Here is a 20,229-nt window from a genome sequence, read left to right on the forward strand (position 1 = left end):
ATGCCAGGAGCCTCTATTCTTATCCCCATAAAATCAATCAGAAAATTGAGGGGTCAGAAAAGAAAATGGGTGGGAAAATACCCGATGGGTGTTGGGGGGTTGACGGTGACAGTGCCGGATTCAATTGATTTTCTAAGGGAGTAAGGGGCCTAGTTTTGACCAGGAGAGACAATAAATTGTTTGTTTTTCCGGTCCAATCACTTTTTTGAAGAAATTTTTCTTCTGTGTCACGATAACGCAGGGAACTTGAAAGAGGTGGCTAAAGCGGTAGCAGGCGGAAGAAATATCCGGCGTCCCCTCCTTCGATTCGATCAATAACCACGGCTTTTCTTCACGGCAAATCAAGAAGTCGACCTCGGTTCCGTCATGCGTTCGAACAAAATGGAGCGACATTTTATCACCAAAGCGGTCCGTATAGAGTGTAACGGCTCGAAAAAGTGAGGAGGCAATATAGTTTTCAAAACGGTTTGTTTGAGCTGCTCTCCAGTCAGTGGGGTACCATTTCTTTTCTTTTTTATAGCCGCGTTTCAATTTTTTGAAATAGGGAGAAACCGGGAAGACTAATTGAACTCGATTGAGCATTTCCAGCCAGCGCTTGATGCTTGCATGTGTTGTCTCCAAATCGTTTGCAAGATTTCGATAGCTGACTGGATTTCCAATGCCGGGCTGCAAGAGGTCTAGCAGCTTTTCGATTTTGTCTATTTCAAGGACTTTTGACAAATCCCTTAAGTCCTCTTGAATGATGAGATCGACATGATTGTTTGACCAGCGCTTCCAAAACTCCTCTCTTCCGGAAAAGAATGGTTCTGGAAAACCGCCAAGATCCAAAAGGGTCTTGAAGGCCTCTCCATCGGGTTCCTCTGCGGCTCTCAGAATGATCTCTTCGGGGTTTTTTGGTAGGGCAAAATTGTTCTCTTTGAAGTCAGGCAGATTTAAGGGAAAGAGTCGTGTATGAAAATAGCGACCAACCAGAGAATCACCACTTTTACGAAAAGTCTCAAGCCGTGCGCTTCCTGTGATGACAAATCGATAACGATCTTTGTGAACGTCATAGAGGCCTTTTAAAATATCTTTCCATTGAGGGCGCTTGTGGATCTCATCAAAACAGATCCATTCCGAGTGAGCGCCAACAAAAAAATCAGAATTTTTGTGATAAGCGAGTCGGACTTTTCGATCATCCCAATTAAAGTAGGCCTCTTTTTGAGTGCAGAGGTTCTGGGTCACAAGAGTTGTTTTCCCGACTTGGCGGGGTCCTGAGAGGAAAAGCATTCGTTGGCCTAACCAATCTTTCGTGGTCCAAAAATGCTCGATGGTTCTAAATTGTTCGTGGGGGGAGCTCATATAACCCATTTTACGCGTAAAATGGGTTGTCAGCAAGCCAAATCACAATGCTTAAAACTCAAACCGGAGCTTGAGTTGACGAACCGCCTTCGCCTCGTCAAGGCGGCGCCATGGGGTCGTATGGGGGGCCTTCAGGAGGAGTGAAGGATTTTCCTGTGCCTCCCGCGCAATTGCGATCATCGCGTCACAGAACTGGTCAAGGGTCTCTTTCGATTCGGTCTCTGTCGGTTCGATCATGAGGGCGCCGATCACGATTAAGGGGAAATAGATTGTCGGTGGATGAAAACCATAATCAAGGAGACGTTTTGCGATGTCCATTGTTGAGACACCGGTCTCCTTCTGTTTTTTATCCGTAAAGACGACCTCGTGGAGGGAACGCTCCGAAAAGGGGAGGTGATAGTAAGACTCCAGACTGGCACGGAGATAGTTGGCGTTCAGGACAGCCAATTCGGCGACCTGCTTCAAGCCTTCGGGCCCCATCTCCCGGATGTAGGTGTAGGCCCGGACCAACATGGAAAAATTTCCGAAAAAGGCACGCACCCGGCCGATCGACCGAGGGCGGTTATAATCGAGGACGTATTGTTCCTCCTTTTGGGTAATTCTCGGAATTGGCAGGAATGGTTCGAGATTTTTTTTAACGGCGACTGGTCCTGAACCGGGTCCACCACCTCCATGAGGGGTCGTGAAGGTTTTATGAAGGTTGTATTGAATCAGATCGACCCCAAGGTCGCCGGGACGGCACTTTCCAAGGATCGCGTTCATATTTGCGCCATCACCGTAGACCAAACCTCCTTTTGTATGGACAATCTCACAGAGTTCCCGGATGTCTGATTCGAAAAGTCCGAGTGTACTCGGATTCGTCAACATGAGCGCTGCGACATCGTCATTCATATGTTCCTTGACGACCTCAGGACGCAATCGACCCTCCCGATCTGTCTTCAGTGGGACGACCTTGTAGCTTCCCATCGCGCAGGAGGCCGGATTAGTGCCATGAGCGGAATCGGGAATTAAAATAGTGGTGCGTGGATTTCCCCTTGTCTTATGACAGGCACGGATCGTCAGAATACCCGTCAACTCTCCATGGGCCCCTGCGGCCGGTTGGAGCGTCACGGCATCCATCCCGCTAATTTCAGCGAGCATCTGCTCCAACTCATACATCAATTGAAGGGCCCCCTGGATTGTTTCATCCGGCTGATAAGGGTGGGCATGGGCAAAGCCGGCATAACGGGCCACTTCTTCATTGATCCTCGGGTTGTGTTTCATAGTGCAGGAGCCGAGGGGGTAGAAATGGGTATCGATAGAGAAATTTAATTGGGAAAGCCGGCTAAAATGACGGACGACATCCGGTTCGGAGACCTCCGGAAGCCTTGCCGGTTTCTGACGAAGCAAAGAAGAAGGAGGAGAATCAAAGCGGTTTCTCTTGGGAAGTGAATGCCCCTCTCTTCCGTCGCGGGAACGCTCAAAAATCAGGGGTTCTGTCGGTGTCACAGGTTCTCCAACGCCCTGACGAGGCGGTCTCTATCATCGTCCGAATTCATTTCCGTCGTACAGATCAGAAGACTGTTTTCCAATTCGGGGTACAAGGCATCGAGCGGAACCCCTCCCAGAATTTTTTCTTTCTGAAGTTTTTTCAAAACGCCGCTGGTCACCTTGGGGAGGCGAATCACAAACTCGTTGAAGTGGGTCGATTCAAAAGGGCTGGAAAGGTTCGCTATTTTTTTGATTCTCTCTCGGAGCTCCAGGGCGTTCTGATAGTTGGTTTGAGCCAGCTTCTGGAAACCCTGCTTGCCCCACAGACTCAGTGTGATGGTGGCCGCGAGGGCGCAAAGGGAGACGTTGGTACAGATGTTGGAGGTGGCCCGTTCCCGTCGGATATGCTGCTCCCGTGTTGAAAGGGTAAGGACAAAACCCCTTTTTCCCTCCTGGTCGGTTGTCTCTCCGACAAGGCGTCCCGGAACGCTTCTCGCGTGTTTTTTTAAGGTGGCAAAGAGTCCCAGGGAGGGACCTCCAAGGCTCACCGGATTTCCAAAGCTTTGCCCCTCCGCAACGGCGATATCGGCGCCCATCTCTCCCGGAGACCTGAAAAGTCCAAACGCCAGAGGCTCACTGGTGGTTGTGATCAGAAGAGCTCCATGCTGGTGGGCGTTTTCAGCAACATCCGTCACATCATCCACAACCCCAAAAAAATTGGGGGTTGCTGCAACAACACAGGCGGTTTTGTCATCAATATTCCGTTTCAAAAAATTGCGATCCAGAGTCCCCTCTGGGCCAAACGGGATTGTCTCGATCTGGACCCGCTGATTGTTAAGATAGGTCTCGATAACAGCCCGGTACTCCGGGTGGATGGAACGGCCTATCAGGACCTTCGGCCTTTCGTTCAGGCGGAGTGCCATCAAGACCGCTTCCGCCGTTGCCGTGGAGCCGTCGTAATTGGAGGCGTTGGCGATCTCCATTCCAAGGATCTCGGCAGCCATCGTTTGAAATTCAAAGATTGCCTGAAGAGTTCCTTGTGAGACCTCCGGTTGGTAGGGCGTATAGGCGGTCAGGAATTCGCCGCGTTGAATCAGATGGGAAGCGGCACTCGGAATATAATGAGAATAAGCGCCTCCTCCCAAAAAGGAGGCCCACTCTTCGCCGTGGGCATTCTTTCTCGAAATCTCTCTTAAGAGCTGCCTCAACTCAATTTCATTCAAAGGGGGAGGGAGTTTGAGCGGTCCTGCCAACCGGTCTCGTTTTGGGATAGATTCAAACAGAGATTCGATTGTATTGACTCCAATGGCCTGGAGCATAGACCGAATTTCCTCTTCTGTATGAGGGAGGTAGCGCACGATAACTTTAAAGCCGTCTAAGACTCTTCTTTAATGAACGCTTGGTAATGTTCGGCACTCATAAGAGTCCCGAGTTCTTTGGGGTTGGTCACCTCGACCTTGACGAGCCACCCCTCGCCATAGGGATCTTCATTGACCGTTTCAGGGGTGTCGGAGAGTGGATCGTTGACCTCAATAACCTTTCCAGAGAGTGGCGAAAAAACATCGCTTACCGATTTAACCGACTCTACCACACCAAAGGTGTCATTTTTCTGTAGCTCCTCCCCTTCGGCCGGAAGTTCTACAAAGACAACTTCTCCTAACTGGTCTTGGGCATAGTCGGTTATACCGATCGTCGCCATATTGCCATTGATCCGGACCCATTCATGCTCTTTGGAGTATTTGAGATCTTCCGGAAAGTTCATAATATTCCCCCTTATTTCACCCCTTGTTTATGAAGGGGGAGACGAACAATTTCTGCTGTTCGGCTCTTCTCTCGGATAGTGATCCGCACTCTTTTTCCGACTAATTCCTCCTTTGTCAAGCAACAAGTCACAGAGGCCAGGGCGATTCCAATTTCCAGAAGTGGCGAAAAAGTTCCACTCGTGATCCGACCGACCTCTTGATCCTCCAGCAGAACCGGGTAGCCCTGTCGTGGAATCCCGCTCTCGATCATCTTGAGGCCGACCGGTTTTTTGTCATTACGGGGCTCTTTCAAGGCGGTCCGGCCGATGAAGTCTCCTTTTTGCATTTTGACAATCCAGTCGAGCCCTGCCTCCCACGGAGTTGTTTTGTCATCAATCTCATGACCGTAGAGGGGATAGGCCGCCTCCAGCCTCAGGGTATCCCTTGCACCGAGTCCGCAGGGAAGGAGTCCCAAAGGTTTTCCGCGCTCGAGAATTTCGGTCCAGATTTTTTCCGCATCACTGGCGGGACAGAAGATTTCGAACCCGTCCTCGCCGGTATATCCGGTGGCGGAGAGAAGGACGGAAGCACCGTAAAGTTTTGTCTCCTCAAAAAATGTTTTTTTGAGTGAGGAAGAGAGGATCTGACGAGCGAGTGGTCCTTGCAGGGCGATCAATCCCCAAGCGTTACTCCGGTTTTCGATTGTGACATCGGGTTGCCTGTGGGACAGAATCCATTCAAAGTCTTTTAGCGTGTTTGAGGCATTGACGCAGAGGAGAAAATGATCCTCCGCACGTCGGTAAACCATGATGTCATCGACAAAGGTTCCCTGCTCTGTCAGGAGGGCCGAATACTGGGAACGTCCGGATTCGAGTCGCGAGGCGTCGTTGCAGGTGAGTCTTTGAACCAGTGTCAGTGCCCCCTGGCCATAGATTTCAATCTCCCCCATGTGGCTGACGTCGAACAACCCCGCTTTTTTTCGAACCACCAGGTGTTCCTCCTTGATGCCGGAGTACTGCACCGGCATCTCCCAACCGGCGAAATCGACCATTTTGGCGCCGAGTTTTTTGTGCAGGGAATGAAGTGGGGTCTGTTCCGTCATACAAGCCTTTCTATCACGCGTCGGACGGAGTCGGCTTTATTTAAGGTGTAAAAATGGATTCCGGGCACTTTTTTTTGAATCAGGTCACGACACTGTCGAATGGCGTGTTGAATGCCGACCTCCCGGACCTTGTCCGGATCGGACTCACTTTGTGCGAGATCCTTATAGAGCTCGCGTGGAATCCTGGCGCCGCACATGCGGGTAATTTTCTCGATCTGTTTCAAACTTAAGATTGGCATGATCCCCGGGATGATCGGGACCTTGATGCCGATCTGGCGGGCCCTGGCAACAAAGTCGAAGTAATCGGCATTATCAAAGAAAAGTTGGGTAATGACGATATCGGCCCCTGCCGCCACTTTTCTGGCGAGGTTTTTGAGGTCGGTCTCCTTGTCGGGAGACTCGATATGTCCCTCCGGGTAGCCGGCCACGGCGATACTGAATCCCCCGATCTCCTTAAGATAAGTGACGAGTTCGTTGGCATAGGAAAAGCCGTTCTCGGGTTTGACAAAAGAACCGCTTCCGGTCGGGGGATCCCCCCGGAGTGCAACAACAAGACGTAGACCCTCTCTCTTCAATTGCTCGACGTAATCACGAATAGAATCCCGGTCAGAGCCAACACAGGTGAAGTGGAATGCTGTTTCAATGCCGAGTTCCCGGTGGATCCGGACGGCAAGATCGCGCGTCAGGTTGCGTGTCGAACCCATGGCCCCATAAGTGACCGAAATAAAGGCAGGCTGGAGGGTACGGAGTGTCTGGAGGGCCTCAAAAAGGGCCGGGAGCCCTTCCTCCTTTGGCGGGAAGATCTCAAAGGAATAGGCGATTCGGCCTTTCTGGTAGAAATCATGAAAATTCATGCCGGAAGGGTCCTCTTGGCAGATTGCAGCGTGTTCCAGAGCAGCATTGCAATCGTCATGGGGCCGACGCCTCCGGGTACGGGGGTGATCCAGCCAGCCCTCTTTTGGGCCTCTCCAAATTCGACATCACCAACCAGTCTGCCATCGGCGAGACGATTGATACCGACATCGATCACGACAGCTCCTTTTTTGATCCAGTCTCCTTTAACCATCTCAGGCCGGCCTGCGGCTGCGATGAGGATATCGGCTCGGCCGACTTTTTCCGCAAGATTGGCAGTTCGGGTATGACAAACCGTGACCGTGGCGTTTCTCTGCATCAGAAGGAGGGAGACCGGTTTTCCGACAATGTTGGATCGGCCGACGACGACCGCCTCTTTCCCCTCAATCTTGCAGTCAATCGCCTCCAACATCCGGATCACTCCAAAGGGGGTACAGGGAAGAACGGTGGGACAACCGGCGAGGAGCTTCCCCATATTGAACGGGTGAAAACCATCGATATCCTTTTCCGGCAGAACCGCCTCAAGAATTTTTCGCTCGTCGATCTGTTTTGGGAGAGGGAGCTGGACGAGGATACCATGAATTCCCGGGTTATGATTTAGTTTTTCGATCAGGAGAAGAACCTCTCTTTCCGTGGAGGCGGCTGGCAAGAGATATTGCTCGGCAACCATCCCTGCCTTTTTACAGGCGATCTTCTTGTTACGAACGTAGATCCCGGACGCCTCATTGTCGCCAATCAAGATGGCAGCAAGGCCTGGAACAATGCCAGACCGTTTTTTCAGGAGAGAGACTTCGTGGGCGATCTCCTCCCGAATCTGCTCAGCGATTTTTTTCCCGTCGATGATTTTGGCAGGCACCGGGATTGGATAAGACGGAAACAGAGAGCTTTCAAGAAACTTTTTGAACTACCCACTGACCCGGTTCCGGCCGGCATTCTTGGATTGGTAAAGGCATTGATCGGCGATCCGGACCATCTCTTCATGACTCGCATGATTTTTTCCAAGGAGGGATGAGAGACCTATGCTGATCGTGATCTGGATACTGTTTTCCTCAAACTGAAAGAGAGACTCTTCAATAAGTTTCCGGAGCCGTTCGGCCAGTACACGGGCACCGGCGGCATCCGTCCCCTTGAGGATCGCAACGAACTCTTCACCGCCATAGCGGGCGAAGATATCTTCGTTCCGGATGATCGATTTTGCGAGTGCAGCGACCCGTCCCAGGATGAAATCACCGGCGGGGTGACCATAGCTGTCATTGACCTGTTTGAAATGATCGATATCGATCATCATGAGGGAGAGGGGGACGTTGTTTCTGAGACAGTAGCTGAACTCCTCATTGAGCCTCTCCTCAAAATATCTCTTGTTGTAAGCGCCGGTCAGCGCATCGACAACCGCCATCTTGTACAGTTCCGTATGAAAGATATTTTCTATCTTGTCCTGATGGGCGAATTTGATGATCGTGGATGAGGAGACCTGTATCTTGTCTCCGTCCTGCAGTTCCGCCTCCGCAACCCGGCGGCCATTCAGATAGGTTCCATTGGTGCTGCCCAGATCTTTAATGGTCGCCCGGCCATTTTTGTATTCAATGCGCAGATGGACGCGTGAGATGCCGAGGTCATTGACCGGGATATCGGTCTCTTGCGATCGACCGAGCTCAACCTTCCCATCGGTCAAGAGATGGATCTTGCCGACGAGGGGGCCTGACAGAAAAACAATATAGGCCTGCTTCTCCCTCTTGTCGACTTCCGGAATAGGTGTGACGACTGTTTCGTCGCGTGGTTCATCCATAGATCAGCTATAATACCTGTCTTGCTTATCGTAAAGCCTTTGATTTGGGAAGCTTCTTTAAGCCGACATTCACAACCTCTTTCTTTCCACCGAAGATCCTGATGGGACGGTTCCACTCTTCATAGCCGGGCATCGAGAGACGGATCTCATAAACTGTTTCGGGGGCAACCTGTTTACGCAGAAAGGGGGTCTGTCCGACAAACTCCCCGTTCAAGAACAGATTCGCTCCGGAGGGAAGTGTATTCACCTCCAGGTCGCCGTAATTCAGTTTGAGTGGTACCGAAAGCGAGACGGTTTTACCGGGATCGACCTGAATGGTCCCCTCCCAGAAAAGGTAACGATCGGCATGAAGACCGATCTTGTAAACCTTCCCCGCCGGGAGTGAGAGAATTCCAGGTGTAGCGGACTCTGTTTTTTGATCGTCGAGAAAGATGACGGCCCCCAGAGGTTCGGAGCTGATGGAGAGACTCCCGGAGGTTATTTCCGGCGAGGGAGGAGGTTTCTGTTCGGGAGGAGGAGGCGTTTTGGCGATCGTCTTCCTCTTTGAGACGTCCCAGGAGAGGAGAAACTGATTCATCAGGGATCGGATCTCGTGAAAGGCAGGGGGGAAGAATTCGATGCTTAAGAAAAAGAGAACAACAATCGAGGTGAACCAAGAGGCCTGTCGGAAATATTTTTTAATGGGTGGAAATTGAAACGGTTTTTTGGGAACCTTTGAAATCGCAGTTTTTTCCTCGCGTGATTCCGTGTAAACCTCCTGGTCGATGAGACGCTGCTCTATGAGGTCGGGAGAGGCATGGGCGGTCTCCTCGTGTGTATCGGACTTTTCAACGGAGGGGAGGTCCTTCTGGGTTTCCGTTGTCGATTGTTGAAGTTTTTCTTTAATGAGTGGAGTCACATCAGGAAAGAGTTCTCCCAAATAGGAGACCAGCTCACGGGGCGAAAAATCGGGATGCTGTGTTACAAGGTATTTGGTTAGTTCTCTTTGAAATTCCTCCGCGGTCTGAAATCTCTTCGTCCGATCCTTGGCGAGTGCCCTGAGAACAATCTGGTCGAGGCTTCGTGAAATCTTCTTCCGGCGGGAGGAGGGAAGGGGGACATGACCTTTTTTAACATTATGAATCGTCTCCTTGTTGTTTTTTCCCTTGAAAAGTCGCTCGCCGGTCAACAGCTCAAAAAGGATGATTCCTAACGAAAAAATGTCAGCTCGGTAGTCCAGTCGTTCCCCTTCCGCATGCTCCGGTGACATGTAGGCAAACTTGCCCTTCAAAATTCCGGAATCAGTGGTGGAGACCTTGGTCTTTGCCTTGGCAATGCCGAAATCGATGATCTTCACGGTGCCGGAGGTGGAGAGGATGATATTCTGGGGGCTAATGTCACGGTGGACGATGTGGAGCGGGTTTCCCTCCAGATCCGTCTTGCGGTGCATGTAATCAAGTCCATTCGCCACCTCGGAGCAGAGCCAGACGGCATGGGAGACCGGGATCTTTTTGTTGAGTGTCTTGAGCCTCTTCATGATCTGGGAGAGGGTCTTGCCGGGGACGTATTCCATGACGATGAAGTAGTCATCAGCCACTTTTCCAAGATCATAGACCTGTGCGATGTTGCCGTGGGAGAGCATGACAGCAATCTTCGCCTCATCCACCAGCATCTCAACAAACTCAGGTGAAGCAGCGATTTGGGGCAAGATCCTCTTGATGACGACCGGCTTTTCAATGCCTTGGGAGTCAAGGGCCCGGCCGCGGAAGATCTCCGCCATTCCCCCTTGCGCGATCTTCTCAAGGAGTTGGTATTGGCCGAATTCGTTGGTTGGCAGGTCGCTCATAACTGATGCTTTAAACCCAAAAGCCATTTTTCAACACGCTCATTATAACAGAAATAGGGCTTATTTAAATTATCTTTTTGTTATAGTATGTTAGCATCTTAATGGGACAAATGAGCCGATAATTTTGGTATAAGGACTTAAAACAAGGCCAATGGCTGAATCAAGCTCCCAGGAAAAGACCGAACAACCGACCCCCAAACGGCTCCGTGACGCCCGTAAAAAGGGGCAGGTCTATAAAAGCCGGGATATGGAGACGGTCATGGTGATGATAGCCGCCTTTGCTACCCTCGCCCTGAGCCTGCCCTACGTTTCGGCCGAGCTGAAGACGTTGATGGAGAACAGCTTCAAGGCGATTGGACAGAGCGATTTTGAACCGAATCTCATAGCGGATCTTGGACGCGCTTCTCTTATCACCCTGATCAAGGTCTCCGCCCCGTTGCTGGCGACCGTCTTTTTAGTGGCGGCCCTGATCGGATTTCTTCAGGTGGGGCCTGTTTTTTCGGTTGAACCGCTCAAGCCCCAGACGAAACGGCTCAATATGGTTGAAAATCTCAAGAATCTCCTTAAGCCAAAGATCCTGTTTGAGCTGGCCAAAAATATTTTCAAGGTTGTTGTCGTTTTTGCCATTGCCTATTTTGTTTTGAAATCGCTGCTTGAACCTTTTCTCATGACTGTGACTGTTCCCCTGGGAGGTTCAGCCCGGTTTGCGGGACTGATACTGATTCGCTTTCTGGTGAGATTTTTCATCTTCTTCATCATTATTGCGATTATCGATTTGATGATGCAGCGGCGCGAATTCATCAAGAACCTCCGGATGACGAAAGAAGAGGTGAAAAGGGAATATAAGGAGGATGAGGGGGACCCCCTCATTCGATCGCAGCGTCGCCAGATCCATATGGAGATGGCGATGGGGGATACCCGCCAGGCGGTCCGCCAGGCGGACGTTGTTGTGACAAACCCGACCCATCTTGCGATCGTTATCAAATACAATCGTGAGGAGATGGTTGCCCCCCAGATCGTTGCCAAGGGGCAGAGACTTTTTGCCGAGCAGATCCGCGCCTATGCAGAGGAGTTTGGGATACCGGTCGTCCGGAACATTCCACTTGCCTGGTCGCTGATCGAACTTGAGATCGGCGATGAAATCCCCGAAAAACTATATCTGGCCGTGGCCGAGATCCTGACCTTTGTTTACCGGCTCAAGGAACAGAAGCAAGACCGGCCGAAGACGACTTGAGTTCGCAGCAACCGGTCGTTGTGTTACATTGCACGTTAGAGGTCTCAAACTCATCCCGTGGGTTGTCGTCGGCAAAGAGTTGACACTCAAAGTCGTTGGCACAGGCCGATGTTTCACACGCATCGGCATCGACCGGGCACCCTTCGGCAAAGCTGTTTGTCTCGGTACTGTCGAAATCGTCGCAGTCGTCACAATAATCGATTCCGTCGTTGTCAAAATCGGTGGCACATGCCTCCTCCCCGTAACATTCCGTTGTCTTAACGGGATCGAAGTCGTCGCAATCGGTGCAGATGCCAAAGTCATCGTTGTCGTTGTCCTGCTCGCAGAAATCGGCCATAGCGGTACTGTAGCATTCAGTTTGCACAAGGGCATCGTCGTCATCGCAGTCGATGCAGAGTCCAAAGCCGTCTGCGTCGTTGTCCTCCTCACAGAAGGCGTCACTAAAACACTCATAGCTGCTGTCCGGATCCCAGTCGTCGCAGTCGTCACACAGTCCGAAGCCGTCATTGTCGCTGTCGATCGCACAGAATTCATCCTCGTAGCATTCCACCGTGGAAGTCGCATCGCCATCGTCGCAATCGACGCAGAACGGGACCCCATCACTATCCCCATCGTCACCACAGGCGTCGTAGAGGTCCGGAATGCAGTCGCCGTCGGTGTCTTCGGAATCGGGTGTGCAGGCAAAATCACTGTCGCAGAAGTCGGGGACATCATCGTTGTCCGAATCCTCAAAAAAGGTGTCAAGCTGACTTTTAGCCCCTCCCAACCTCAGCGCCTGGAGCTCGCTGGACCAAAGGGACTCATAGATATCGGGCACGTTGTCGCCATCGCTGTCGAACTTGTCGGCATTCACGCAGCCGGTGTCGTTTTGAAAGTCACCCGCGTCAGTAACACCATCACCATCATCGTCCGTATCAGCCGAATCGGCAATCCCATCGTCATCCTGATCCACCTGCGTACAAATATCGATCGCCGAAACGACATTACTTCCCTGAACGTCGCCGCTCCCCAGATTGATCGCCGCTGTTGAGTTGTCATCATCCGCAAAGACAGGAATAGCCCCCTCATAACTGTTTGCAGAACAGCCCAGTGAGGCGACATAATTATCCGGGCAACCATTGCTATCACCATCGCTGCCGGAGAAGAGGGCGCAGTAGCAGAAACTCTCAAGCGGGAGGTCAATCGTGAAGCTGCAATCAGACCCAATCTTTTTCACACTGACTGTTCCATCATATCCGCTACAGCAGACCGAGACATCCCCACAGGCAAGCGTTGCTTTTTTGATTGTGAGGGCCTGATGAGGACTTTTCAGACGGACGCTCTGCAAGGAACTTGCCGAGACTGATCCCGTCATTGCTCGAGTTGCCCCAGCCGTTCCACTACTGCCGCATCCTTGCAAACTGACGAGAAGTAGGACAGCCAAGACAGCTACTCCATGATGGAATCGATACATAGAACCTCCTTGTGTAAGATTAGACTTCTTCTTAGTACTTTGACTCGTAATTACTATGACGTATATACAAAACCAAAAAAATCAACAAAATTACTCGCTCAGCACTAGTCCTGAGTAAATAAATTCGTCACCGAATTTATGAATCGAAGGACTTAGAGCAAAACAGGTGTTGTTAATCAAGAACTTTTCGCTTGCAAATGGGCTTAATTTAATGGAATCAAAGACACTTTTGTAAAAAGGAGGCGTATGGCTGTAAAAGAAATGCTGGAGGCGGGGGTTCATTTTGGGCACCAGACGAGCCAGTGGAACCCTGCGATGAAACCGTATATTTTCGGGGCGCGCAATGGGGTTCATATTATTGATCTCCAAAAGACCGATAAGCTTTTTGCCGAGGCCCGCCAGTTTATGTCTCGTGTTGTTTCCGAGGGTGGGAACCTTCTCATTGTAGGGACCAAGAGGCAGGCCCAGGCGGTTGTTGAGGATGAGGCAAAAAGGGCCCAGATGTTTTATGTCAACCGACGCTGGTTGGGTGGAACCCTTACAAATTTCAGGACGATCAAGGCCTCCATCGACCGACTGAAGGACCTTGAGAAGAAGAGGGACGAGGGATCGTTTGAAAAATTAACGAAGAAGGAACGTCTCGGGATTGAGCGGGAGATCCAGGACTTAAGCCGGTCTTTAGGCGGGATCAAGGAGATGACCCGTCTGCCGGCGGCCCTTTTTCTCATTGATGCGACGAAGGAACATATTGCTCTCAGTGAGGCGAATCGTCTCGGGATTCCCGTCGTTGCCGTAGCAGATACCGACTGCAATCCGGTGGGGGTCGATTACCTCATTCCCGGGAATGATGATGCGATCAAGTCGATTCGCTATTTCTGCAAGGAGGTAGCGGACGCCTGTCTGGAAGGGTTGGCGGAGAGAGATCTTGTCTTAAGTCGGAAGGTGAGAGGGGGAGAAACTGATGTGGAGACATTACCTCGTGAGCGCCTCATGGAAGGGAAGGGGCGTGCCTATGTCTCCAAACCGGATGCCTATGAGAAGACGGTTGATGGGGAGTACAGCCAGAAAGATGCTTATGAAGAGGTGACGAACAAGGAAGGGGAGTCTTCATGATGGTGAGTGCTGATCTGGTACGGGAGCTTCGGGAGAAGTCCGGCGCAGGGATCATGGACTGTAAAAAGGCCCTTTCCGAGACGAGGGGGAATTTGGCCGATGCGATCGATTATTTAAGGAAGGCAGGAGTGGTGAAGGCGGCCAAAAAAACAGGCCGTGCCGCTTCCGAGGGGCTCATTGGTGAAAAGGTTTCTTCGGACCAGAAAATGGCGGTTCTTGTCGAGGTGAATTGTGAGACCGATTTTGTCGCCCGCACGGATCAATTTCAAAATTTTGTCCGTCAAGTCGTTGATGTCATTCTGGAGAGTCATCCCTCCGACCAGGGTTCGCTTTTAAAGCAACGGATTCGCGAGGGGAGCCTGGAAGAAGGGTTGAAGATGATGATCAGCCAGCTGGGCGAGAATATGGCGATCCGGCGATTTTTTCTTATGAAGGCAGAATCGGGGGAAAGGATTGGCCATTATTTGCACGCGGGTTCCAAGATAGGTGCGTTGGTCAGGATTCGCAGCACCAAGATTGGTGAGGAGGTCTCCCGTGAGCTGGCGATGCATCTGGCGGCGATGCATCCATTGTATCTGGATCGCCAGTCGGTTCCTGAGGAGGTGTTGCAAAAAGAGAAGGAGATTTTAAAGACCTCTCCTGAGCTTGCGAAAAAGCCCTCCGAACTTGTCGGAAAAATCATTGAGGGAAAGTTGGTACGCTATTTCAGTGAAAACTGTTTTCTGGAACAGCCATTTATCAAAGATACGACCGGTAAACGGACGGTGGCGGGTTACTTAAAGGAAAAGGATTCTGAGGCCCGGGTCCTTGAGATCGCGCGTTTTCAGGTAGGTGAGGGCGTTTAATTTTACACTTCAATCATGGTGGATCGCTCTAATCCAGGGAAGAAGGTAACGGCCGGTGCCGCCTATCGGCGTATCTTGCTCAAACTTTCCGGAGAGGCGATGGCCGGTCCAAACGGCTATGGAATTGATCCTGCCAAGGTAAGGGGCCTGGTTCGTGAACTGACAGATATCCACCGTCTCAAGAGTCAAATCGCTATTGTGATGGGGGGGGGTAATATTTTCCGTGGGAAAAACGCCCCTTGGATGGATCGGGCGACGGCTGATTACAGTGGTATGCTTGCGACGGTCATCAATGCGATGGCGCTTCAGGATGCCCTTGAAAAAGAGGGGGTCTTTACGCGTGTCCTCTCGGCCATTGAGATGCAACAGTTGGCAGAGCCGTATATCCGCCGGCGTGCGATGCGTCACATGGAAAAGGGGCGGATCGTGATCTTTGCGGGAGGAACCGGTAATCCATATTTTTCCACTGATACAGCAGCCGCCCTTCGGGCGATGGAGATCCACGCCGATGTAATTCTGAAGGGAACGAAGGTTGATGGGGTTTACAGTGACGATCCGGTCCGCAACAAAAATGCCAAGTTCTATCCAAAACTCCGCTATCTGGACGTCCTCAAGAAGAAGCTTGGGGTGATGGATTCAACCGCCATCTCCCTCTGCATGGATAATCACCTTCCGATCGTGGTTTTCAACCTGTTTCAAAAGGGAAATTTGCGTCGTGTGGTGCAAGGCGAAAAAATAGGAACCCTCGTCGGTTCCTGAAGGGTTAAGGAGGGTTCGTATGTCTTCACAAAAAAATCTTGAAGAGGCGCGCGTCAGGATGGGCAAGGCGATTGAGGCGCTTAAGGGGGAGTTCGCAAAATTGAGGACCGGCCGGGCGTCGCCTAATCTGTTGGATCATGTCGTCGTTGATTGTTATGGCAGCTCTATGCCGCTGAACCAGATCGCTTCACTCTCCATCCCGGAAAGCAGGACGATCGTAATTACTCCGTGGGATAAATCAACGCTCTCAGAGATCGACAAGGCAATTAAAAAATCCGATTTAGGCTTGAACCCGATCAATGATGGAAAGGTGGTCCGGATCGGCTTGCCCTCTCCAACGGAAGAGAGGCGAAAGGAGCTTGTCAAGCAGGCGAAAAAGATGGCGGAGGAGGGGCGTGTTGCGGTTCGCAATGTCCGACGGGAGGCGAATGAGGTTGCGAAGAAGCTGCAAAAGGGCGGGAAGATCTCGGAGGATGAGCTTCGAAAGGGAGAGGTGGAAATCCAGAAGTTGACCGATCAGTTTACCAGTCAGGTCGATCAGCTGCTGACCCATAAAGAAAAAGAGATTATGGAAATTTGACTGCGTGAAACCTGACTTTAAAAAACTTCCCCAGCATATAGCGATTATCATGGATGGAAACGGTCGATGGGCAAAGGCTCGTGGTCTGCCCCGTATTGAGGGACATCAACAGGGGGCTGAGCGAGTCGATGAGATCGTCACTGTTTGTCGTGAGTTGGGGGTTCGATACCTGACCCTCTACGCCTTTTCGATGGAGAATTGGGCCCGTCCCAAGGATGAGATTGCAGCGCTGATGATGTTGCTCAAGCATTTTTTAGTGACGAAGAGAGAAAAGCTTCTCAAGAACGAAATTCGTCTTGTCTCGATCGGTGACACCGAGCGGTTTCCACCGGATGTGCTGCAGACCTTGAGAGAGACCGAGGAGATGACCCAGTCTTGTACCCGAATGGTCCTTAATCTGGCCCTCTCGTACAGCTCTCGTGATGAGGTGATCCGGGCGATTAATACCATTCTGAAAGAGAAGGAGAAGGGGACTTTCAGGGATAATTTTATTTCGGTCGAACGCTTCTCTGACTATCTGGATACGTCTGGTATGCCGGACCCCGACCTGATCATACGAACCAGTGGGGAGAACCGGATCAGCAATTTTCTTTTGTGGCAGGCCGCCTATGCGGAGCTCTATTTCACGGAGACTCCTTGGCCCGATTTTGGCCGGGAGGGCCTGTACAAGGCGATTGGTGATTATCAGAGTCGTGAAAGGCGTTTTGGCAAGACCTCGGAACAGGTTCGGTCTTAAAAGAGAGCACTTATGTTTATCAAGAGGGTCATTTCGTCACTCCTTCTCGTGCCAGCCCTTCTGGTTGTCCTTTTCAGTCCTTGGGTTTTTTTCTTCAAGATGGTGGTGTTTATCGCACTGACTCTTGGGCTCCGCGAGTTTTTCAATATGGAAAAGTTCGGTTCTGGAGAACGACGGATCGGCTATCTTCTGGGGTGTGGTCACATTCTTTTCCTTCTTTTTTACCCTTGGAACGGGGCAACCTTGTTTTTGGAAGAGATCCTCCTCGTTTTGCTTGTGTTCATCTCCACTCTTTTTGTTCATGCGGGTCTTCAGGGGATTGGAAAAAAAATCGGTCTGATGTTTCTGGCCATTTTTTATATTGGAACTCTGGGATCGACGGTCGGCCTCCTGAGAGATTTTCCGGACGGTGCCTATTGGGTGCTGTTGCTTTTGGCCCTCACATGGCTCAATGACACCTCGGCCTATTTTTTTGGGCATTGGTTTGGGAAAAGGAGACTTGCCCCGCTGATCTCCCCCGGCAAGACGGTTGAAGGGGTTATCGGCGGTTTTATCGGCAGCCTGCTGACCTTCGGTCTCTTTCATCGCTTTTGGAACCTTTCGCTCTCCTGGAGGTCGGGGTTCGTTCTGGTTTTGTTGATTAGCCTTTTCGGCCCTCTGGGGGATCTCTCGGAATCGCTCCTCAAAAGGAGTTCTGGCGTAAAAGATTCGGGGGTTCTCATCCCGGGTCATGGGGGTATTTTGGACCGAATCGACGCCTTGCTCTTTAATGCCCCCGTAGTGTATGCCTTCGCCTCCTGGATTCATTGGAATAGTATGAGAATAGAATGAAACGACTCGCTATACTTGGTAGTACAGGATCAATTGGACGGCAGGCACTTGATTTAGTGGCCCGTCACACGGACCGGTTTGCGGTTGAAGCACTTGTGGCCGGTGAAAACCTTGACCTCCTCTCAAACCAGATCCGACAGTTTCATCCACATCTCGTTTCTGTGAGACGGGAGAGTGATGCCCGAATCCTCCGGTCGGCGTTTGGTTCAGGGCTTAGGGTTTTGTCGGGAGAGGAAGGGGCGGTCGAGATCGCCGTTGAGTCGAATGCCGATTTAGTCCTTTCCGCAATCGTTGGGGCCGCCGGCCTTAAACCGACGTACGTCGCGCTCCGAAAGGGGAGGGATGTTGCACTGGCCAACAAGGAGAGTCTGGTTATTGCTGGTGAATTGATGACGCGCGAGGCGCAGAAATCGGGAGCGAAGATACTGCCGGTTGACAGTGAGCACAGTGCAATTTTTCAATCACTCCAGGCCGGGCGCTACGAAGAGGTGAGTCGTCTGATCCTTACGGCGTCGGGTGGCCCTTTCTTTACGCGCTCCAGAGATTCCATGGCGACCGTCACGGTCGAGGAGGCGCTCAAACATCCCAACTGGACGATGGGTTCCAAGATTACGATTGATAGTGCCACCCTCATGAACAAAGGGCTCGAGGTGATTGAGGCGCGATGGCTTTTTGGTTTTTCCGTGGGTCAGATCGATGTCCAGATCCATCCGCAAAGTATTATCCATTCGATGGTAGAGTATAAAGATGGTTCGGTGATTGCCCAGATGGGGATGCCGGATATGCGTTGTGCCATCTCCTATGCCTTGGCTCATCCGGAGAGGATCGAATCGGGTGTGGAGAGACTTGATCTCTCCCGGATTGGGTCGCTCACCTTTTTTCCACCCGATCTGGAAAAGTTTCCTTGTCTGAAACTTGCGTTTGAAGCGGGTCGGAAGGGTGGGGCGGCCCCAGCCGTTTTGAATGCGGCCAACGAGATCGCTGTGGGCCGCTTCTTAAAAGGGGAGATCGGATTTTTGAAAATCGCACAATTGGTCGAAACAGCCCTGGAGAAACAGGGCGATGGAGATCTTCGTTCCCTGGAGGAGCTTGTGCAGATTGATCGATCGGCCAGGGAGTTGACGGAGACGCTTCAATGACCCTCTTTTATTTTATCATCGCGTTGGGGATCCTGATCTTTATCCACGAGCTGGGGCATTTCCTTGTTGCCAAGAAGAGGGGCATAGGCGTTGAAAAGTTCTCCTTGGGTTTCGGTCCCAAACTGGTCAGTTTTAAAAAGGGAGAAACGACATACATGGTCTCCGCCCTTCCGCTGGGGGGGTACGTCAAGCTACGCGGAGAAGAGCCCCAGGAATCGGAACCAAATGATCCGACCTCTTATGCCGCGCGTCCTCTCTCCCACCGGTTGAGTGTTGTTTTTGCGGGGCCGTTCATGAATCTACTCTTGGCCGTCCTGATCATGCCGGTTGTCTTTATGATCGGTCGGAGCGAACCGCAATTCTGGCAGGAGCCCGCAATGGTCACGGCGGTCCGTAGAGACTCTCCAGCTCAAAAAATTGGGATCGTCTCGGGGGATCGTATTGTAGCGATTGACGGCAAGGAGATCGGGGCGTGGCGCGAGCTCATGAATGAAGTTTTGATTCGACCGGAACAGACGATCGAGGTGGAATGGGAGCGCGGTTCCGAGCGCATTCGGAGAGAGGTGACGGTGGCCAAGGACCGGGAGACGCGCGGAGGATATCTTGGTATCGAGCCGATTTTTTTCATCGGGAATGAGGCGATTGTCGATGGAGTGATTCCCGGAAGCCCGGCGGAAAAGGCGGGCCTCCAATTAGAGGACGAAATTTTGGAGATTGATGGGAAGCCGGTGAGTGACTGGGTTGATATGTCTGAAAAGGTCGGCCTGGCTGCAGGGAAGACGGTCCAGATTCTTTTCAGGCGCTCTGGCGAGGCCCAAGAGGTCGGGCTGACGCCGGTTCGTGACGAAGGGAGCGGTCGCTGGATGATCGGGATCCGGAAAGATTTTGAAAAGAGGGCCGGCCCACAGGTGATGCGAAAATACCCGTTTTTTGAGGCGATCCGGCTTGGGACTGAGGAGAATCTGAAGCTCTCCGGTCTCACGGTGACTATTTTGGGGCGATTATTGTCGTTTCAGCTCTCCTACAAAACGCTGGGGGGACCGATCCGCATCGCCCAGGCATCGGCTGCCGCCGCCAAGAGTGGCCTTTCCCATTTCCTTTATTTCATTGCCTTTCTCTCGCTGCAACTCGGCATCCTGAATTTTCTTCCGATCCCCGTTCTGGATGGGGGGCATATCCTCTTTATGGGGATTGAAGCGGTCATCAGGCGACCTGTTTCCAATCGCCTGCGCATGGTGGCGGACCAGGTCGGTTTTGCCCTCCTGTTGACCCTCATGGCGCTCGTAACGTTGCACGATGTTGATTCCGTCTGGGGGTTTGGAAAGATCCTGGAGTGGGTCAAGACTTTATTGTGATAACCTCTCAAAAAGGTCCAGATGCAAGGCAGGCCAACGAGGCGCGACGCAGGCGTACTTGCGGTT

At 51.6% G+C, this 20,229-nt stretch carries 19 protein-coding genes; 9 read left to right on the plus strand and 10 right to left on the minus strand.

The window, feature by feature from the left end:
* Positions 1–132: 132 nt before the first annotated feature.
* From HYT77_09805 to HYT77_09845, 9 genes are all read right to left on the minus strand, one after another.
* The gene (locus HYT77_09805; protein MBI2068291.1) at positions 133–1,269 is read right to left on the minus strand and encodes an ATP-binding protein; all 1,137 of its coding nucleotides are present in this window, start codon (positions 1,267–1,269) and stop codon (positions 133–135) included.
* 123 nt (positions 1,270–1,392) lie between these two features.
* The gene (gene gcvPB / locus HYT77_09810) at positions 1,393–2,829 is read right to left on the minus strand and encodes an aminomethyl-transferring glycine dehydrogenase subunit GcvPB (GenBank protein MBI2068292.1); all 1,437 of its coding nucleotides are present in this window, start codon (positions 2,827–2,829) and stop codon (positions 1,393–1,395) included.
* Entirely contained in the window at positions 2,826–4,169 is a 1,344-nt protein-coding gene (gcvPA, locus tag HYT77_09815; protein ID MBI2068293.1) for an aminomethyl-transferring glycine dehydrogenase subunit GcvPA, read from the minus strand. The genes gcvPB and gcvPA overlap by 4 nt, the downstream gene beginning before the upstream one ends.
* A 17-nt stretch (positions 4,170–4,186) precedes the next feature.
* Positions 4,187–4,573, minus strand: a complete 387-nt coding sequence (gene gcvH, locus HYT77_09820) for a glycine cleavage system protein GcvH (protein MBI2068294.1) — start codon at positions 4,571–4,573, stop codon at positions 4,187–4,189.
* A gap of 11 nt (positions 4,574–4,584) precedes the next feature.
* On the minus strand, positions 4,585–5,655 hold the full coding sequence (gcvT, locus tag HYT77_09825; protein MBI2068295.1) for a glycine cleavage system aminomethyltransferase GcvT: 1,071 nt from the start codon (positions 5,653–5,655) through the stop codon (positions 4,585–4,587).
* The gene (metF, locus tag HYT77_09830) at positions 5,652–6,509 is read right to left on the minus strand and encodes a methylenetetrahydrofolate reductase [NAD(P)H] (GenBank protein ID MBI2068296.1); all 858 of its coding nucleotides are present in this window, start codon (positions 6,507–6,509) and stop codon (positions 5,652–5,654) included. Before metF ends, gcvT begins: the two co-directional genes overlap by 4 nt.
* A complete protein-coding gene (gene folD / locus HYT77_09835; GenBank protein ID MBI2068297.1) occupies positions 6,506–7,363 on the minus strand; it encodes a bifunctional methylenetetrahydrofolate dehydrogenase/methenyltetrahydrofolate cyclohydrolase FolD in 858 nt (285 codons plus the stop codon). Before folD ends, metF begins: the two co-directional genes overlap by 4 nt.
* A 48-nt stretch (positions 7,364–7,411) precedes the next feature.
* On the minus strand, positions 7,412–8,293 hold the full coding sequence (locus HYT77_09840; protein MBI2068298.1) for a diguanylate cyclase: 882 nt from the start codon (positions 8,291–8,293) through the stop codon (positions 7,412–7,414).
* Between the two features lie 25 nt (positions 8,294–8,318).
* Positions 8,319–10,118, minus strand: a complete 1,800-nt coding sequence (locus tag HYT77_09845) for a serine/threonine protein kinase (protein MBI2068299.1) — start codon at positions 10,116–10,118, stop codon at positions 8,319–8,321.
* Between the two features lie 151 nt (positions 10,119–10,269).
* On the opposite strand from HYT77_09845, the gene sctU reads away from it, so the two are divergent.
* Entirely contained in the window at positions 10,270–11,352 is a 1,083-nt protein-coding gene (gene sctU / locus HYT77_09850) for a type III secretion system export apparatus subunit SctU (GenBank protein MBI2068300.1), read from the plus strand.
* On the opposite strand, the gene HYT77_09855 is transcribed toward sctU, so the two are convergent.
* Entirely contained in the window at positions 11,315–12,805 is a 1,491-nt protein-coding gene (locus tag HYT77_09855; GenBank protein ID MBI2068301.1) for a hypothetical protein, read from the minus strand. The two genes, sctU and HYT77_09855, sit on opposite strands and share 38 nt — an antisense overlap.
* Positions 12,806–13,051: 246 nt before the next feature.
* On the opposite strand from HYT77_09855, the gene rpsB reads away from it, so the two are divergent.
* Genes rpsB through rseP form a run of 8 tightly spaced genes read left to right on the plus strand, consistent with a single transcriptional unit; the run spans position 13,052 to position 20,163 of the window.
* Positions 13,052–13,918, plus strand: coding sequence for a 30S ribosomal protein S2 (rpsB, locus tag HYT77_09860; GenBank protein MBI2068302.1), 867 nt, complete (start codon positions 13,052–13,054; stop codon positions 13,916–13,918).
* Positions 13,915–14,763 carry an elongation factor Ts gene (locus HYT77_09865; GenBank protein ID MBI2068303.1) on the plus strand — a complete coding sequence of 283 codons (849 nt, stop codon included), beginning with the start codon at positions 13,915–13,917 and terminating at the stop codon, positions 14,761–14,763. Before rpsB ends, HYT77_09865 begins: the two co-directional genes overlap by 4 nt.
* 15 nt (positions 14,764–14,778) lie before the next feature.
* On the plus strand, positions 14,779–15,522 hold the full coding sequence (locus HYT77_09870; protein MBI2068304.1) for a UMP kinase: 744 nt from the start codon (positions 14,779–14,781) through the stop codon (positions 15,520–15,522).
* Positions 15,523–15,541: 19 nt separating this feature from the next.
* Positions 15,542–16,102, plus strand: coding sequence for a ribosome recycling factor (gene frr, locus HYT77_09875; GenBank protein MBI2068305.1), 561 nt, complete (start codon positions 15,542–15,544; stop codon positions 16,100–16,102).
* A 49-nt stretch (positions 16,103–16,151) separates the two neighbouring features.
* Entirely contained in the window at positions 16,152–16,838 is a 687-nt protein-coding gene (gene uppS, locus HYT77_09880; GenBank protein ID MBI2068306.1) for a di-trans,poly-cis-decaprenylcistransferase, read from the plus strand.
* A gap of 12 nt (positions 16,839–16,850) precedes the next feature.
* Entirely contained in the window at positions 16,851–17,669 is an 819-nt protein-coding gene (locus tag HYT77_09885; protein ID MBI2068307.1) for a phosphatidate cytidylyltransferase, read from the plus strand.
* Positions 17,666–18,808: a 1-deoxy-D-xylulose-5-phosphate reductoisomerase gene (locus tag HYT77_09890; GenBank protein MBI2068308.1), complete on the plus strand. Its 1,143-nt coding sequence runs from the start codon at positions 17,666–17,668 to the stop codon at positions 18,806–18,808. The genes HYT77_09885 and HYT77_09890 overlap by 4 nt, the downstream gene beginning before the upstream one ends.
* The gene (gene rseP / locus HYT77_09895) at positions 18,805–20,163 is read left to right on the plus strand and encodes an RIP metalloprotease RseP (protein MBI2068309.1); all 1,359 of its coding nucleotides are present in this window, start codon (positions 18,805–18,807) and stop codon (positions 20,161–20,163) included. The genes HYT77_09890 and rseP overlap by 4 nt, the downstream gene beginning before the upstream one ends.
* Positions 20,164–20,229: the final 66 nt, after the last annotated feature.

Source organism: Deltaproteobacteria bacterium (assembly GCA_016180855.1).
Taxonomy (GTDB): Bacteria; UBA10199; UBA10199; order JACPAL01; family JACPAL01; genus JACPAL01.